At 67.6% G+C, this 16049-nt stretch carries 17 protein-coding genes; 15 read left to right on the top strand and 2 right to left on the bottom strand.

The annotated features are described in order from the left end of the window. Positions 1-95 precede the first annotated feature (95 nt). Positions 96-1532, bottom strand: coding sequence for a hypothetical protein (locus LCL61_RS35360; protein WP_340683761.1), 1437 nt, complete (start codon positions 1530-1532; stop codon positions 96-98). A gap of 59 nt (positions 1533-1591) precedes the next feature. Next, on the bottom strand, positions 1592-2359 hold the full coding sequence (locus LCL61_RS35355; protein WP_340683760.1) for an alpha/beta hydrolase: 768 nt from the start codon (positions 2357-2359) through the stop codon (positions 1592-1594). A 59-nt stretch (positions 2360-2418) separates the two neighbouring features. Here LCL61_RS35355 and LCL61_RS35350 point away from each other — a divergent pair, with 59 nt between their 5' ends. The 15 genes from LCL61_RS35350 (at position 2419) to atpD (ending at position 15996) form a co-directional block, all read left to right on the top strand. Further along, a complete protein-coding gene (locus LCL61_RS35350; RefSeq protein ID WP_340683759.1) occupies positions 2419-2766 on the top strand; it encodes a MerR family transcriptional regulator in 348 nt (115 codons plus the stop codon). 7 nt (positions 2767-2773) lie between these two features. After that, positions 2774-3322, top strand: a complete 549-nt coding sequence (locus LCL61_RS35345) for an HD domain-containing protein (RefSeq protein WP_340683758.1) — start codon at positions 2774-2776, stop codon at positions 3320-3322. 84 nt (positions 3323-3406) lie between these two features. Further along, on the top strand, positions 3407-4273 hold the full coding sequence (gene prmC, locus LCL61_RS35340) for a peptide chain release factor N(5)-glutamine methyltransferase (protein WP_340683757.1): 867 nt from the start codon (positions 3407-3409) through the stop codon (positions 4271-4273). A 149-nt stretch (positions 4274-4422) separates the two neighbouring features. Further along, positions 4423-6408, top strand: a complete 1986-nt coding sequence (locus LCL61_RS35335) for a M6 family metalloprotease domain-containing protein (RefSeq protein ID WP_340683756.1) — start codon at positions 4423-4425, stop codon at positions 6406-6408. Positions 6409-6448: 40 nt separating this feature from the next. Next, entirely contained in the window at positions 6449-6610 is a 162-nt protein-coding gene (locus tag LCL61_RS42720; protein WP_425342077.1) for a hypothetical protein, read from the top strand. Between the two features lie 11 nt (positions 6611-6621). Next, positions 6622-7272, top strand: coding sequence for an L-threonylcarbamoyladenylate synthase (locus LCL61_RS35330; RefSeq protein WP_340683755.1), 651 nt, complete (start codon positions 6622-6624; stop codon positions 7270-7272). Positions 7273-7345: 73 nt separating this feature from the next. Further along, entirely contained in the window at positions 7346-8497 is a 1152-nt protein-coding gene (locus tag LCL61_RS35325; RefSeq protein ID WP_340683754.1) for an MraY family glycosyltransferase, read from the top strand. Positions 8498-8553: 56 nt separating this feature from the next. Then, on the top strand, positions 8554-9009 hold the full coding sequence (locus LCL61_RS35320; protein ID WP_340683753.1) for a hypothetical protein: 456 nt from the start codon (positions 8554-8556) through the stop codon (positions 9007-9009). 379 nt (positions 9010-9388) lie between these two features. After that, positions 9389-10186: a F0F1 ATP synthase subunit A gene (gene atpB, locus LCL61_RS35315; protein WP_340683752.1), complete on the top strand. Its 798-nt coding sequence runs from the start codon at positions 9389-9391 to the stop codon at positions 10184-10186. Between the two features lie 61 nt (positions 10187-10247). Further along, complete coding sequence (locus LCL61_RS35310; RefSeq protein ID WP_063277150.1) at positions 10248-10502, top strand: ATP F0F1 synthase subunit C; 255 nt, start codon at positions 10248-10250, stop codon at positions 10500-10502. 33 nt (positions 10503-10535) lie between these two features. Next, on the top strand, positions 10536-11102 hold the full coding sequence (locus LCL61_RS35305; RefSeq protein WP_034308950.1) for a F0F1 ATP synthase subunit B: 567 nt from the start codon (positions 10536-10538) through the stop codon (positions 11100-11102). Positions 11103-11108: 6 nt separating this feature from the next. Further along, complete coding sequence (locus LCL61_RS35300; RefSeq protein WP_340683751.1) at positions 11109-11930, top strand: F0F1 ATP synthase subunit delta; 822 nt, start codon at positions 11109-11111, stop codon at positions 11928-11930. A gap of 54 nt (positions 11931-11984) precedes the next feature. Beyond that, positions 11985-13622, top strand: coding sequence for a F0F1 ATP synthase subunit alpha (atpA, locus tag LCL61_RS35295; RefSeq protein WP_125673802.1), 1638 nt, complete (start codon positions 11985-11987; stop codon positions 13620-13622). Positions 13623-13633: 11 nt separating this feature from the next. Beyond that, entirely contained in the window at positions 13634-14572 is a 939-nt protein-coding gene (locus tag LCL61_RS35290) for a F0F1 ATP synthase subunit gamma (RefSeq protein ID WP_340683750.1), read from the top strand. Continuing rightward, the gene (gene atpD, locus LCL61_RS35285) at positions 14572-15996 is read left to right on the top strand and encodes a F0F1 ATP synthase subunit beta (protein WP_038508936.1); all 1425 of its coding nucleotides are present in this window, start codon (positions 14572-14574) and stop codon (positions 15994-15996) included. Before LCL61_RS35290 ends, atpD begins: the two co-directional genes overlap by 1 nt. Positions 15997-16049 lie beyond the last annotated feature (53 nt).

Below are 16049 nucleotides of genomic sequence, written 5' to 3'. Positions count from 1 at the left end.
TCCTACAGGGACCGCACGACAGGGCCTGCGCGGGGTGCCGATGCCCCGGTGACCGGAACAGGATCAGTCGGCTCAATTATCCGGATATCGCGGGTTCAGGAGACCGAAATCGCCTTTTCCCTGGTCTCGGACTCCGTTTCGACGTCCGATTCGTTGTTTCGCTGCGGAAGGAACGAAAGCGCGGCGAAGGCGGCGGCGAGCAAGGTCGGGAAGATCGTCAGCTGCTGGTGCTTGATGTTCTCGATGCCTTCCGCGAGGCCGGAGACCAGGAACTGTCCCATCGCGAACAACAGGAACATGAGCACCACGATGCCCACGTCGCGGCGCCCGGTGCGGTTGCGGAAGGCGCGGAGCCCCGCCCAGCCGACGAGCAGCCAGATCGGCAGCAAGGCGGACAACCCCAGCGGCGCGATCCAGCCGGTGATCCCGGACAGGACCGGGATCCGGTACTCCTTGGCCAGCGGGGGCTGCCCGGCGTGCTCGCCGAAGCTCCCGAGGTTCGGCACGCGGGCCGTCAGCGTCTCCTGCGCGGAACGGTGCAGCATCTGGACCACACGGTCCGGGTGTTCGAGGTAGTACTGGGCGACGTTGCGGCGGCTGATCTTGTCGCGGTACTTCGGATACTCGGGGGAGTGCCACGCCGCGTTGTCGCTCCACCAGCCCGTGCCGACGTACTCGGCGAACTCCGGCGGGAGACCCAGCGCGGCGAGGTCGCCGGTGGTGTCGTGTTTCCCGTCCACGATCCCGTTGAACACGACGTGGTACATGTTGGCCTCGCGGTACTCCGCGTTCGCCGAGTCGCCCGCCCCCTGCACCAGCGCGGTGCCCGTGCCGACGATGGCGAGCACGGCCAGCGGCAGGGCCCACCGGGCCAGGCCGCGGCTGCCCGGCGGCCGGACGAACAGCAGCGCGAGCGCGAACAGCGGGATCAGCAGCAGCGTCTGCGATTTCGCGTTGATCCCGATCATCGCGCCGAGCACGGTGACCGCGGCGCCGGTGTAGCGCCACGGCCCGGTGCGGTGCATGAGCAGGAGCCCGCCGGCGAGCAGGATCATCCCGGCGAAGGCGGCGCCCTCGCTCAGCACCGAGGCGAAGTAGCCGAAGAAGGCCGAGTCCGCCACGACCAGAAGGAGCGCGACCGTGGCGATGACGCTGTTCCGGGCGGAAAGGCGCAGGCCCGCCACGATCGCGGCGATCCCGCCCGCGACCAGCAGGCAGCCCAGCACGCCCAGCACCAGGAGGTCCAGGATCGCCGACGAGCCGAGCAGCTGCCCGAGTCCGCTGGCGATCTTGTCGATCCAGCTCTGGCTGGAGATGTACTCGCTGTTACAGGCCGGGGCAGGGCCGTAGGAGAAGCGGACGAAGTACTCCGGAGGCCTGTCGAGCTCGCGGGCGCCGAGCTGGCACAGGATGCGCCAGCCGTCGCCGTTGTCGGCCATGCCGATCGGGCGTGGAATGAGGAAACGGACGATCAGCACGCCCAGCGCGGCGGAAAACGCTCCGAAGGGCACTCCTATCTCCCGATACCTCATCCGGGCCACCATAGAATATCCGTGACAGTGATCGACTTGGCACCCTCTGTATGCGAGGACTACGCCTGGTCGAGGAACTTCTGGATCACGCCGAGCCATTCGTCGCGGGCCTCGGTGCCGATACCGTGCCCGGCTTCGATCTCGACCAATTCGGCGCCGGGGATCCCGGCCGCGAGTTCGCGGGAGTGGACCGGCGGGACGAGGCCGTCCAGGGTCGTGGCGATGACGAGGGTGGGGACCGAGATCCCGGCCAGTTCGGCGCGGGTGTCGACGTTCGCGACCAGGGCCGCGTGTTCGGGGCTGCCCTCCGGGATGAATCCGGCGAGTCCTTCGATGGCGGCTTCGAGCTCCGAGGGGGTCAGCGCGTTCAGCTGCTTCTCGCCGGTGGCGGCGAAAGTGAGGAACTTCGCGAGCAGCTTCCGGTCGCCGGTCAGCAGCTCGCGCCAGATGTCGACGGCCAGCAGGAGCCGGTTGTCCGGTTTCGTGAACCCGGCGGTCAGGATGAGCCCGGTGACCCGATCGGGGTGCCGGGTCGCGGCGCGGACGGCGACGCCGGTGCCGAGCGAGTAGCCGAGGATCGCGAAGCGTTCGAGGCCGGCCTCGACGGCGATGGAGACCAGCTCGTCCGCGACGGCGTCGAGGTCCAGCGGTTCGGTGCTGCGCGGCGTGGCCCCGGAGCCGGGGTAGTCGGGGCCGACGACGGTGTGCGTGCGGGCGAGGTCGTCGAGGATGCTCCCGAAGTTGCCCTCGACGCTGCCGCCACTGCCGTGGGCGAGCAGCAGGCCGGGACCGGAACCGCGGACGACGCGCGCGAAATGATTCGTCATGCCGGCGACGTTAGGTACTGACATCGATGTGAAGGTCAAACTCGGATGACGGGGGTCACATGCTGATCGGCGAGCTGTCCCGGCGGACCGGTGTGAGCCAGCGGCTGCTGCGCTACTACGAGGAGCAGGGGCTGCTGGTCTCGCGGCGCGACTCCAACTGCTATCGCAGCTTCGACGAAGACGCGGTCACCACCGTTCGGCAGATCCGCGCGCTCCTCGCGGCCGGGCTGAGCACGCAGGTCATCGCGAAGGTACTGCCGTGCGCGAACGGGGAACTGCCGGAACTCGACCTCTGCCCGACGGTCGTCGCGGAGATCCGGCGCGAACTGGCCGAAATGGACGACCGCATCGACACCCTCCGGCGGCGGCGCGGGACACTGGCCGGATATCTCACCCTCGACGCGTAGGAGAACTGTGGAAGCCCTGGCCAGATTCGGGTTCGAACTGGGTGTGCTCAAGCGGATCCGGCGGGCCGGGTGGTGGCAGGCGGGGGTCCGCGATCCCGAATCGGTCGCCGAGCACACCGCCCGGGTCGCGCAGCTGGCCGGTCTGCTCGCGGCCGAGGGCGGCGCCGACCCGGCGAAGGCGGCGTACCTCGCGCTCTGGCACGACACGCAGGAGACGCGGACCGGCGACCTTCCGCACACGATCAAGGGTTTCGTCGAGAAGCCGGACCCGCGGGCGATCACCGCCGCGCAGACGGCGTCGCTTCCCGGCGCAGCGCGTGACTCGGTCCGCGACGCCGTCGACGAGTACGAGTCCGCTGAAAGCCCGGAGGCGCTCTACGCGCGCGACGCGGACAAGCTCGAGATGCTGCTTCAGGCCGTCGAGTACCGCGATGTCGGTGTACGGAACGTGGACGAGTGGATCGCTTCGGCGACGAAGAGTCTTCAGACCGACCTTGCGCGGCGCGTGGCTGAAGCGGCGCTCACGTTGTCGTCGCTCTCGTGGCGGGTGAGGTGAAAGGAATCGATACGCTGGGCCCGCGTGTATCGACCCCGGCACGCGTGCCTCGTGTGTCAGGCTTGACTCTGTGAAGGAACACCAGTGAACCGGCAGCCGTTGCGCCTCGCCATCATGGAAGCGACCCGCATCCTCACCGAGGCCGGTGTGGCGTCACCGCGTTCGGACGCGGAACTGATCGCCTCCCATGTCCTCGGCGTCGAACGCGGCCGCCTGCCGATGGTGCCGCTGGTGGACCCGCCCGTCATCGACGCGATCGGCCAGCTCGTGAACCAGCGGGCCAAACGGATCCCGCTGCAGTACCTCACCGGCTGGGCCGCGCTCGGCGACATCACCGTCAACGTCGGCGCCGGGGTGTTCGTCCCGCGGCCGGAGACCGAACTGCTCCTGGAATGGGGCCTCAAACTGCTGCACGGGCGCGAGTATCCGGTGGTGGTCGACCTGTGCACGGGATCGGGCGCGCTGGCGCTGGCCGTGCAGCACGCGCGGCCGGACGCCGTCGTCTACGCGGTCGACATCGACGCGCAGGCGCTCGCGTGGGCCAGGCACAACGCGGACGTCCACGCCGACGCGGGGGACACGCCCATCCGCCTGTACTCCGGTGATGTCGCGGACAGCACGATGTTCGCCGAACTCGACGGGCTCGTCGACCTGGTCCTGTGCAACCCGCCGTACGTTCCCGAAGGCACGCCCGTGCCGACGGAGGTCGCGGAGCACGACCCGCCGCGCGCTGTGTTCGCGGAGGAGAGCGGGCTGGCGGTGATCCGGCACGCGATCACCGCGGCCGCGCGCCTGCTGCGGCCCACCGGCGGCATGGCGATCGAGCACGACGACACGCACGGCTCCGCCGTCCCGGCGCTCGTACGGGCGCGACGGGTGCTGACCGACGTCCAGGGACACCTCGATCTCGCCGGACGGCCGCGGTTCGTCACCGCCTTGCGGGTCTCCTGACCCCTTGCATTCAGAGGACTGAACGCGGTGGGATGCGGGGGCCGATAGTTAGCGAGACTCACGACTTCCGGCGGTGCCCACGGCAAAGCCCACCTCCTAACGTCGAGCACGGCCGCCTCATCGGCGGTCCGACTGGGAGGTGTACCCCGATGCGATCGTCTCTCCGACGAGCCCCACTCAGAACACTCGCCGTCCTCGCCACCGTCGCGTTGCTGCCGGGTCTGGTCGCCCAACCCGCGTCCGCCGCGGTGCCGGTGAAAGGCTGGCCCGCCCCGATCGACGGGTCGACCTGGGAGAACCAGGACCATATGACGTGGGACGACTACCGCAAGCCGCCCGGCACCAACTGGGCCGACCCCGCGCTGAAGCCGACGAAGCGGACGTTCAAGGGCGCCGTGGTGCTCGCGGACTACCCCGATCAGGAGTTCGCGGTCACGCAACCGACGCATTCGACGGTGTTCGGCAACCCCGGCCCCGCCGCGAGCAACATCCCGCGCGCGGACGTCGCGAAGTTCTACCAGGACTTCCTCAACAAGCCGCAGGCGATCAACCGCGGCCACACCATCAACGAGTACTGGATGGAGGACTCCGGCGGCAGGATGGGGGTCGAACTGACCGCGTTCGGGCCGTACCGCCTGCCCGGCAAGTCCTTCGAATACGGCATGGAGTTCCAGCCCGACGCTTGCCCGCCGGACGCGAACTGCAAGCGTGACCTGCGCGCCGACGCGGGCGCGGCCTGGCGGGCGGACGTGGGTGACGTCGCCAAGCAGTTCGACTTCATCTTCTACCTTTCCGCGGGCCAGGACGAGAGCGCGACCTGGCAGGAATTCGGCGTGATGAAGTTCGGCGAGCCGGGGAACGTGCCCGACGAATTCGGCCCCGGTGTCGCGGGAATGCCGAACGCCGCGTCCACCCGGTACGTTCCGTGGACGTCGTGGAAATCGGCGGCGAGTATCTGGCCGAACGCGGTCACCGGTTCCTCGACCCAGGCCGAAAGCTCGGGTCAGGCGGTCTACGCGCACGAATTGAGCCACATTCTCGGTATCGGCGACAATTACAACAACCCGTTCGGCACCCCGCCGTCCAGGACCTACACCGGTCCGTGGGAGATGATGTCGCGCGGCAGCTTCAACGGCCCGGGCGGACCGCACACGCGCTGGCAGATCCCGGCTACTCAGGGTGGCTCGATGGGGTCGCATCACATGCTGCGCACCAAGATGAAGCTCGACATCATCGACCCCGAGGACGTGCTGAAACTCGACCGGAACCAGCTCGCCGAGACCGGCCCGGTTTCGGCGAGGATCACGGCGCGTTCGGTTCTTCCCGGGCAGGGCGCCTACAGCGGCATCAACATCGCGCTGACCAGCGGGGACCTTTCGCCGAAATGCGACCGGTCCAAGGATCCGTTCTGTGACGGCGGTGGGTACCACAATTACACCGTCGAGGTCGTCGACCGGATGGGCAGCGATTCCTTCGCCCCCGATTCCGGGGTCATCATCGCGAAGACCAAGAACCAGGACAACGCGCCGTTCGAATGGATCATCGACGCGAATCCGGCCGACATCGGCATGACCGACTACAAGAAACCGGACGGCACCGCGGTGCCGATCACGATCGGCGACTACCGCCAGCTCAACGACGCGGCGTTCAAGGCGGGCACCGGTTCCGCGAGCAAGTACGAGTACACCGACGAGGCGAACAGGCTGAAGTTCCTCGTCTCGGACGTCGAGCGCGACCGCAAGGGCGTGCTGTCCTACGTCGTCACGGTGGCTTCGCTCGACGGCGCCGGCTCTCGGGCCAGAGGTGTTTCGCTGTGGCCATCGGCCCCGGCGTTCGCCAAGCAGGGCCTCGCGAGCTGCTCGTTCCCGGTGTTCAACACCGGGGACGCGAAGGGCGCGGCGGCGCCGTTCGACACCGACACCTACCGGCTGAGCGCGTCCACCAACGCGAAGGGCTGGGAAGTACGGCTGCCGAACGAGCTGTCGACCGTCCCGTTCGGCGGGCGGTCTTCGGCGACGGCGCACGCCAAACGGGCCGCGGGCGGTGACCACGTCGCGCATATCAAGCTGACCGCGACGTCGATCGCGGATCCGGCGAAGACGGCGACGTCGTTCTGCACCGCTTTCGCCTTCTGACGGGTGCTGAAGGGGCCTTTCGCCGCATGCCACGGACCAGCTGAACTACCCGGTCTTCGTGAAGCCCGCCCGCTCCGGCTCGTCGTTCGGNTCCTACCTCGGCTCGTACGGCACCCGCGGCGTCGGCTACGACGTCCAGGTCCTGGAAAGGCCCCTTCGCTGCATCGCATGCGGGGAAAGGGCCCTTCAGCCCCCGGGCTAGGCTCAAGGGCCATGAGCGCGGTGTACGACTGCAGCAAGCATGAATCCCGGGCCGACGGGCTCGCCGCGGCGGCGAGCGCCGTGCGTTCCAGCCGTCTCGTCGTCCTCCCGACGGACACGGTCTACGGCATCGGCGCGGACGCCTTCGACGGCGGCGCCGTCCAGTCCCTCCTCCGGGCCAAGAACCGCGGGCCGGACATGCCGGTCGGCGTCCTGGTCGGCTCGTGGTCCACTGTGGACGGACTCGTGCTCGGCACGCCGCCCCAGGCCCGCGCGCTCATCGAGGCCTTCTGGCCCGGCGATCTCTCGATCATTCTTCCGCACGCGCCGAGCCTGCAGTGGGATCTGGGCCAGTCACGCGGAACGGTGATGCTGCGGATGCCGCTGCACCCGGTCGCGCTGGAACTGCTGCGCGACGTCGGCCCGATGGCGGTCTCCAGCGCCAACGTGTCCGGGCGCCCGCCCGCCACCACCGCGCAGGAAGCCGTCGACCAGCTGGGTGACAGCGTCGCGGTGTACCTCGACGGCGGCTCGTCCGGCGATCCCGTGCCGTCCACGATGGTCGACCTCACCGGCGACGACCCGGTCATCCTGCGGGAGGGCGCGGTCAGCCGCGCCGCCGTCGCGGAAGTACTGGGAGTGCCCGCGGAGTCACTCGCCTAGGACCGTGTCCGGGCGTATCCCCCCAGCGCGGTAGCGTGTTCGAGTGACTTGGACCTCGGCGGCGTAACGCATCATGCCTCCTACGCAAGGCCTCCCGATCCGGGAGTACATCCTCGTCGCCCTCACCGCGGCGGCCGTGACCTTCCTGCTCACCGGCGTCGTGCGCCGGGTCGCCATCCGGATCGGCGCGATCGCCAACCCGCGGGCCCGCGACGTCCACGTCACCCCGATCCCGCGGATGGGCGGCATCGGGATCTTCCTCGGCGTCGCCGCCGCGATGGGGCTCGCGCACCAGCTGCCCGCGCTGAGCCGCGGTTTCGACTTCTCCTTCGATTCGCTGGGCGTCCTGCTCGCCGCCGGGGTGATCTCCCTGATCGGCGCCCTCGACGACCGGTTCGAGCTGGACGCCTGGACGAAACTGGCCGGCCAGGTCATGTGCGCCGGGATCCTGGTGATCTTCGGTGTGCAGTGGGTGTCGTTCTGGGTGCCGTGGGGCGGCGGTGGCGAGTCCTTCGGCCAGGTGCTGGTGCTGGACAAGAACCAGGGCGCGCTGCTGACCGTCGTGCTGGTGGTCGTCATGGTCAACGCGATGAACTTCGTCGACGGCCTCGACGGGCTCGCCGGCGGCCTCGGCTTCATCGCCGCCGCGGCGACCTGTTCCTTCTCTCTCGGCCTGCTCGACTCCTCGGGTGGCGACGTCGGCGCGTACCCGCCCGCCCTCATCGCCGCCACGCTCGCCGGGGCCTGTCTCGGCTTCCTGCCGTACAACTTCCAGCCCGCGAAGATCTTCATGGGCGACTCGGGTTCGATGATGATCGGCCTCATGCTGGCGGGCGCGACGACGTCCGCGTCGGGCCGCGTGCCGTACCCGCAGTTCAGCGGAAAGGACGCACTCGCGTTGCTTTCGCCGCTTGTCGTGGTCGCCGCGGTGCTGTTCGTGCCGATGCTCGACCTGATCATGGCGGTCATCCGCCGCACCCGTCGCGGCGAGAGCCCGTTCGCCGCGGACAAGATGCACCTGCACCACCGCCTGCTGGAGATCGGCCACTCCCAGCGCCGCGCGGTGCTGCTCATCTACTTGTGGGCGGGCCTGCTCGCGTTCGGCGCGGTTTCGGTCACGCTGTTCGACAGCGCCGCGGTCTTCTGGATCGTCGGCTTCGGCTTCCTGCTGGCGACCCTGGTGTCGATCGTGCCCCGGCTGCGGTCCCGGAACCGGACTGCTTGAACGGCCGTATCGGTGCGGGCCTACACTGGCGGGCTGAGACGATCAGGGAGTTTTCTGTGAGCGAGACCGAGAAGACCGCCGAGACGGAGGAGAACCCTCACGCCAAGGTGGTCCTGCAGGCGGCCAACGCGATGACGAAGGCTTCCCTGAAGCTGGTTCCGCCCGCGGTGCTGATCTGCATTGTCGTCTTCACCATCCTCAATGGACTCCCGGGCCTGCTCGGCTCGGTCGTCGGCGGCGTGCTCGCCATCGTGTCCGCTCTCGCGACGCTGGGCCTGATGCGCTTCAGCGCCGGCATGGACCCGATGTTCGTGATGGTGATCGCTCTCGGTGGTTACGTGCTCAAGATCGTCCTCCTGTTCGGGGCGCTGACCCTGCTCCGTGGGGTCAGCTCGATCCACCCGATGGCCTTGGGCGTCACCATGATCGTCGCGATCCTGGTGGCCGCCGCGGTGGAGTTCGCGGCCTTCCGGAAGACCAAGATCCCGACGATCATCCCCGCCTCCCGCTGATTCGGAGGACCGAGGTCCTGACCTGGGGCGGGACCTAGGTCCTCGGCCGATCGGGGGCAATGTAGTACGCCTGTACGGCCCGCCGGTACCCCCTGATATGGTCCGCGTATGGGCGGCGGCCTCGGTCGCCGGCTCCTGATGACGAACCCCGAACAGCAGTGTGGCGACGGCGTTGAATCGTCCCTCTTACCCGCTGGTAGGCGTCTGTCTCCCGGGAGCACTGCATCGAGAATCCTCGTGTGCGGAACGTGAAGCCGTGTTCAGCACATCGTGGGGTGGCCGCCTCCGACGGCCCGATACGTGTCGGGTACGTTAAGTCCAGATCGTGACGATTCCCCCGGCGGAGTGAACGCCGGCCGGGAGAACCGGAAGGAGCCCAGTGGGCGCGCTGGTACTAGCCGAGGGTGCGGAGTTCGCGCCGCCTGGTGTCAAAGACTTCAACCTGCCGCCGTTGTTCGGCTCCGGCTATTGGTTGAGCTTCACCAAGCCGATGCTGCTGGTGGTCATCTCACTGATCATCATCGTCACCTACTTCATGGTGACGTCGCGCCGCCTCAAGGTCGTTCCCGGCAAGGGACAGTTCATCGCCGAAAGCATTTACAACTTCGGCCGCAACAACATCGCGCGTGAGCAGATCGGATCGGCCGACTTCAAGCCGTTCATTCCGCTGATCCTGGGGCTGTTCAGCTTCGTGCTGGTGAACAACCTCTTCGGAATCATCCCGTTCTTCCAGTTCCCGACCATGGCGCGAATCGGCTTCCCGGTCGCCCTCGCGTTCCTTGTCGTTTACCCGGTGTACCACTACGTCGGGTTCAAGCGCCACGGTTTCAAGGGTTACCTCAAGAAGGAACTGGCTCCGGCGGGTATTCCCGGATTCGTTCTGCCGCTGTACTCCACCATCGAGTTCGCGCAGAAGTTCTTCATCGCACCGGCCACCCTGGCCATCCGAGTCTTCGCGGCGATGTTCGCCGGGCACCTCATCATCATGGTCTTCACGCTCGGCGGGAGTTTCCTGCTGACCGAGGGCGAAGGCATCGTGAAGGTCGCGTCGCCGGTGGCGTTCCTCTTCGCCATCGCGATGACGTTCCTGGAGGCCTTCATCCAGATCCTGCAGGCGTACATCTTCGCGCTGCTGTCCGCAGGGTACATCGGCGCCGCGCTGGCGTCGGAGCACTGAGAAACACCAAAAGCCCCCGATCCGCGTGAGTCGCGCGGACCGAGTTTGAAGGGAAACGCACGTGAGCAACATCGTTCTTGCGCAGGCCGCCACCGAGGCCGTCAGCATCAACAAGGGTCTTGCCGCCATCGGTTACGGCCTCGGCGCGATCGGCCCCGGTATCGGTGTGGGTCTCATCTTCGCCGCGGTCATCAACGGAACCGCCCGTCAGCCGGAGGCCCAGGGCAAGCTGCAGGGCATCGCCTTCTCGACCTTCGTGCTGACCGAGGTGCTCGCGCTGATCGGTATCGTCATCTACTTCCTCGCCTCCGCCTAGGGCTGAGTTCCGCTCATCGCTTAAGGAGACGTTGTGCTGAAGACCGAATTGGTGTTGGCCGCCGAAGAGGCGCCCAACCCGATCGTGCCGCACGTTCCCGAGCTCATCCTCGGGTTCATCGCCTTCCTTCTGCTGCTGTTCGTTCTGAAGAAGTACGTGGTCCCTCGTTTCGAGGCGACCTACGAAGAGCGGACCAAGCTGATCGAGGGTGGCATCGAGCGGGCCGAGAAGGCTCAGGCCGAAGCCGAAGAAAACCTTGCGCAGTACAAGGCGCAGCTGGCGGAAGCCCGTTCCGAGGCCGCGAAGATCCGCGACGACGCCCGGCTCGAAGCCGAGCAGATCAAGGCGGAGCTGCGGGCCGAGGCGGAGTCCGAGTCCCAGCGCATCGTCGCCCAGGGCCAGGCTCAGCTGCAGGCCCAGAAGGCGCAGATCATCGCCGAACTGCGCGCCGAACTCGGCCGTAACTCCGTCGAGCTGGCCAGCCGCATCGTCGGCGAGTCGCTCGCGGACGACGCGCGCCGTCACGGCACCGTGGACCGGTTCCTGGCCGAATTGGAGACCGCAGGCGCCAACGGTGCCGGTCTCGGAGCGGGGAAGTAGACCAGAATGACGCTGCATGCTGCGAGCCGTGAAGCGCTCGACCTCGCCGAGAAGCGTCTCGGCGAGGTTCTGGCCGCCGCGGGTACGGACCCGGCGACGGTCGGCGACGAGTTGCTTTCGGTCGTCGCCCTGCTGGACCGGGAGATCGGCCTGCGCCGGGCCGTCGCCGACGGTTCGGCCTCGTCCGAAGCCCGGATCGGCCTCGCCCGCGGGATCCTCGCGGGCAAGGTTTCCGAGCCGGCCCTGCAGGTGCTCGACTCCGTGGCTGGCAGCCGCTGGTCGAGCCCGCGCGAACTGACCGACGGGCTCGAGGCCCTCGGCCGCTCGGCGCTGCTCACCAGTGCGGAGAAGTCCGGGAACATCGACGCTGTCGAAGACCAGCTGTTCCGGGTCAGTCGTATCGTCGCGGGTGAGCCGGAGCTCGAACGGGCACTGTCCGACCTGACCGCCCCCGCGGAGGCGAAGCGGACCCTGGTCCGCACCCTGTTCGCCGACAAGGTGGACGTGGTCACCAAGACCCTCGTCGAGCAGGTCGTCCTGCGCGCCAAGGGCCGTGGGGTCGGCAACGCCCTCGAAGAGCTGGTCCAGCTGGCCGCGGAACGCCGTGAACGTTCGGTCGCCCGGGTGACCAGCGCGAGCGCGCTGTCCGACGAACAGCAGGCCCGGCTGAGCGAGAAGCTCAACGCCCTTTACGGGCGGCAGCTCGCGCTGCACGTCGAGGTCGACCCGTCACTCGGCGGCGGACTCGTCGTCCGCGTCGGCGACGAGGTCATCGACGGCAGCACCGCGGGGCGGATCGACGCCCTGCGTCGCCGGTTGGCCGGCTGAACCCACAACAACGACTTTGCACACTGGCACGAACGAAGCGAGAGCGGGAACGAAATGGCGGAGCTGACGATCTCCTCGGATGAGATCCGTAGCGCGATCGAGAACTACGTCTCGAGTTACGCCCCGGACGTGAGCCGGGAAGAGGTCGGCGTCGTCGTCGACGCCGGTGACGGTATCGCCCACATCGAGGGTCTTCCCTCGGCGATGGCCAACGAACTGCTCGAGTTCCCCGGCGGGGTCCTCGGCGTGGCGCTGAACCTGGACGCGCGCTCCATCGGTGCCGCGATCCTCGGTGACTTCGAGACCGTCGTCGAAGGTCAGGAAGTCAAGCGGACCGGTCAGGTCCTCTCGGTTCCGGTCGGCGAGGGCTACCTCGGCCGGGTCGTGAACCCGCTGGGCGCCCCGATCGACGGCCTCGGCGAGATCGAGACCACCGACCGCCGCCCGCTGGAGGTCAAGGCCGCTTCGGTGGTCGAGCGCCAGCCGGTGTCGGAGCCGCTGCAGACCGGTATCACCGCGATCGACGCGATGACCCCGATCGGCCGTGGCCAGCGTCAGCTGATCATCGGTGACCGCAAGACCGGTAAGACGGCCGTCGCGGTGGACACGATCATCAACCAGAAGGCCAACTGGGAGACCGGCGACCCGAAGAAGCAGGTTCGCTGCATCTACGTCGCGGTCGGCCAGAAGGGCTCCACGATCGCCGCGGTGAAGAAGTCCCTCGAGGACGCCGGCGCGATGGAGTACACCACCATCGTCGCGGCCCCCGCGTCGGACTCCGCCGGCTTCAAGTGGATCGCGCCGTACACCGGCTCGGCCATCGGCCAGCACTGGATGTACGAGGGCAAGCACGTCCTCATCGTGTTCGACGACCTGACCAAGCAGGCCGACGCCTACCGCGCGATCTCGCTGCTGCTGCGTCGCCCGCCGGGCCGCGAAGCCTTCCCCGGCGACGTCTTCTACTTGCACTCCCGTCTCCTCGAGCGTTGCGCGAAGCTCTCGGACGAGCTGGGCGCGGGCTCGCTGACCGGTCTCCCGATCATCGAGACCAAGGCGAACGACGTGTCGGCCTACATCCCGACGAACGTCATTTCGATCACCGACGGTCAGTGCTTCTTCCAGTCGGACCTGTTCAACGCCGGTCAGCGCCCGGCCATCGACGTGGGTATCTCGGTTTCCCGCGTGGGTGGTGCCGCGCAGGTCAAGGCGATGAAGGACGTTTCGGGTTCGCTCCGTATCGACCTGTCGCAGTACCGCGAGCTGGAGGCCTTCGCGGCCTTCGCTTCGGACCTCGACGACGCGTCGAAGGCGCAGCTCGAGCGTGGTGCCCGCCTGTACGAGGTGCTCAAGCAGCCGCAGTACTCGCCGATCCCGGTCGAGGAGCAGGTCGTCACGGTGTACCTCGGCACGAACGGTCACTTCGACACCGTTCCGACCGAGGACGTGCGCCGCTTCCGCGACGAGTTCGTCGACTCCGCGCGTCGCAAGCACGGAGAGCTCCTCAAGGACATCCGCGAGTCGGGCAAGTTCTCCAAGGAGACCGCTTCCGGGCTGGTCGACGCGGTGAACGAGTTCAAGAAGGAGTTCACCACCTCCGAGGGCAAGAGCCTGGTCGAGGTCTCCGACGCGATGGACGCCGAGAAGGTCGGGCAGGAGACCGTCAAGGTCAACAAGCCCGCCCCGAAGAAGTGAGCTGATAGCTCATGGCCGCACAACTCCGAGAACTCCGGTCGCGTATCAAGGCGACCAAGTCCATCGGCAAGATCACCAAGGCGATGGAGCTCATCGCCACCGCGCGCATCACCAAGGCGCGGGCGAAGGTCGCGGCTTCCCGGCCGTACTCGGACGAGATCACGAACGTGCTCTCGGCCCTGGCCGGAGCCTCGGCGAACCTCGACCACCCGTTGCTGGTCGAGCGTCCGAACCCGAAGCGCGCGGCGGTCCTCGTGATCACCAGCGACAAGGGCCAGTGCGGTGGGTACAACTCCAACGTGCTGAAGGCGACCGAGGAGCTCCTCACGCTGCTGCGTGAGCAGGGCAAGGAGCCGGTGCTGTACGTGACCGGCAACAAGGGCTTGAGCTTCTACCGGTTCCGCGGGCGTGAGGTGGCCGAAAGCTGGACGGGCTTCTCCGACCAGCCCGGCTACGTCAACGCCGCGGAGGCCGGTGAGCTCATCGTCGAGTCGTTCCTGAACGGCGCCGACGACGAGGCAGGCAACGCCGACGGCATCCTGGGTGTCGACGAGATCCACGTCGTCTACACCGAGTTCGTCTCGATGCTCACCCAGCGTCCCGTCGCCAAGCGCGTCGCGCCGCTCGAGGTCGAGTACACCGAGGGCGAAGAGGAGAAGCCCGACAGCCTGCTCCCGAGCTACGAGTTCGAGCCCAGCGCCGAGAAGCTGCTCGCCGCGTTGCTGCCGAAGTACATCAACACGCGGCTCTTCGCGGCGATGCTCGAGTCGGCGGCGTCCGAACTCGCGGCCCGCCGCACCGCGATGAAGGCGGCGTCGGACAACGCGAACGAACTGGTGAACACGCTGACGCGGGAGGCGAACCAGGCCCGCCAGGCGCAGATCACCCAGGAGATCTCCGAAATCGTCGGTGGGGCGAACGCTCTCACCGCAGCAGGAAGTGATGACTGATGACCAGTACTGAAGCCCGTGCCAAGGGGCGCATCGTCTCGGTGACCGGCCCGGTCGTCGACGTCGAATTCCCGCGCGGTTCCGTTCCCGACCAGTTCAACGCGCTCAAGGTCGAAATCGAGTTCGAGCAGCTCCGCAAGACGGTGACGCTCGAGGTCGCCAGCCACCTCGGTGACAACCTCGTCCGCACCATTTCGCTCCAGCCGCAGGACGGCCTCGTCCGTGGCGCCGAGGTCACCGACACCGGCGGCCCCATCACGGTGCCGGTCGGCGACAAGGTCAAGGGCCACGTCTACAACGCGCTCGGCGAGTGCCTCGACGAGCCCGGCTACGGCGAGGACCTCGAGCGCTGGGGCATCCACCGCAACCCGCCCTCCTTCGACCAGCTCGAAGGCAAGACGGAGATGCTGGAGACCGGCCTCAAGGTCGTCGACCTGCTGACCCCGTACGTGCAGGGTGGCAAGATCGGCCTGTTCGGCGGTGCCGGCGTCGGCAAGACGGTGCTCATCAAGGAGATGATCACCCGTGTCGCCCGGAACTTCGGTGGTACCTCGGTGTTCGCCGGTGTCGGCGAGCGCACCCGTGAGGGCAACGACCTCTTCCTGGAGATGTCGGAGGACGGCGTCATCAACGACACCGCCCTCGTCTTCGGTCAGATGGACGAGCCGCCGGGCACCCGTATGCGGGTCGCGCTGTCCGCGCTGACCATGGCGGAGTACTTCCGCGATGTGCAGAACCAGGACGTGCTGCTCTTCATCGACAACATCTTCCGGTTCACCCAGGCCGGTTCCGAGGTGTCGACCCTGCTGGGCCGGATGCCTTCGGCCGTGGGTTACCAGCCGACGCTGGCCGACGAGATGGGTCAGCTCCAGGAGCGGATCACCTCGACCCGTGGTCGTTCGATCACCTCGATGCAGGCGATCTACGTCCCCGCGGACGACTACACCGACCCGGCCCCGGCGACGACGTTCGCCCACCTGGACGCCACCACGGAGCTTTCCCGTGGCGTGTTCCAGAAGGGCATCTTCCCGGCGGTGGACCCGCTGGCGTCGACGTCGACCATTCTCGACCCGGCCATCGTCGGTGAGGACCACTACCGCGTGGCCTCCGAGGTCATCCGGATCCTGCAGAAGTACAAGGAGCTGCAGGACATCATCGCGATCCTCGGTATGGACGAGCTGTCGGAAGAGGACAAGCTCACCGTTCAGCGCGCGCGCCGCATCGAGCGGTTCCTGTCGCAGAACATGCTGGTCGCCGAGGCGTTCACCGGTCAGCCGGGCTCGACCGTGCCGCTGTCGGAGACCATCGAGTCCTTCGACCGCATCACCAAGGGCGACTTCGACCACTACCCGGAGCAGGCGTTCCTGGGTATCGGTGGCCTCGAAGACCTCGAGAAGAAGTACAAGGAAATCACCAAGAAGTGATGTTCCGATGAGCGGCGGGATCAGTGTCTACTGTGGACGCTGGTCCCGTCGTT

Origin of the sequence: Amycolatopsis coloradensis (assembly GCF_037997115.1) — a bacterium.
In the GTDB taxonomy this organism is placed as follows: Bacteria; Actinomycetota; Actinomycetes; order Mycobacteriales; family Pseudonocardiaceae; genus Amycolatopsis; species Amycolatopsis coloradensis_A.
Note: the sequence above shows the minus strand (reverse complement) of the source record. Positions and strands in the feature narration are given on the sequence as shown.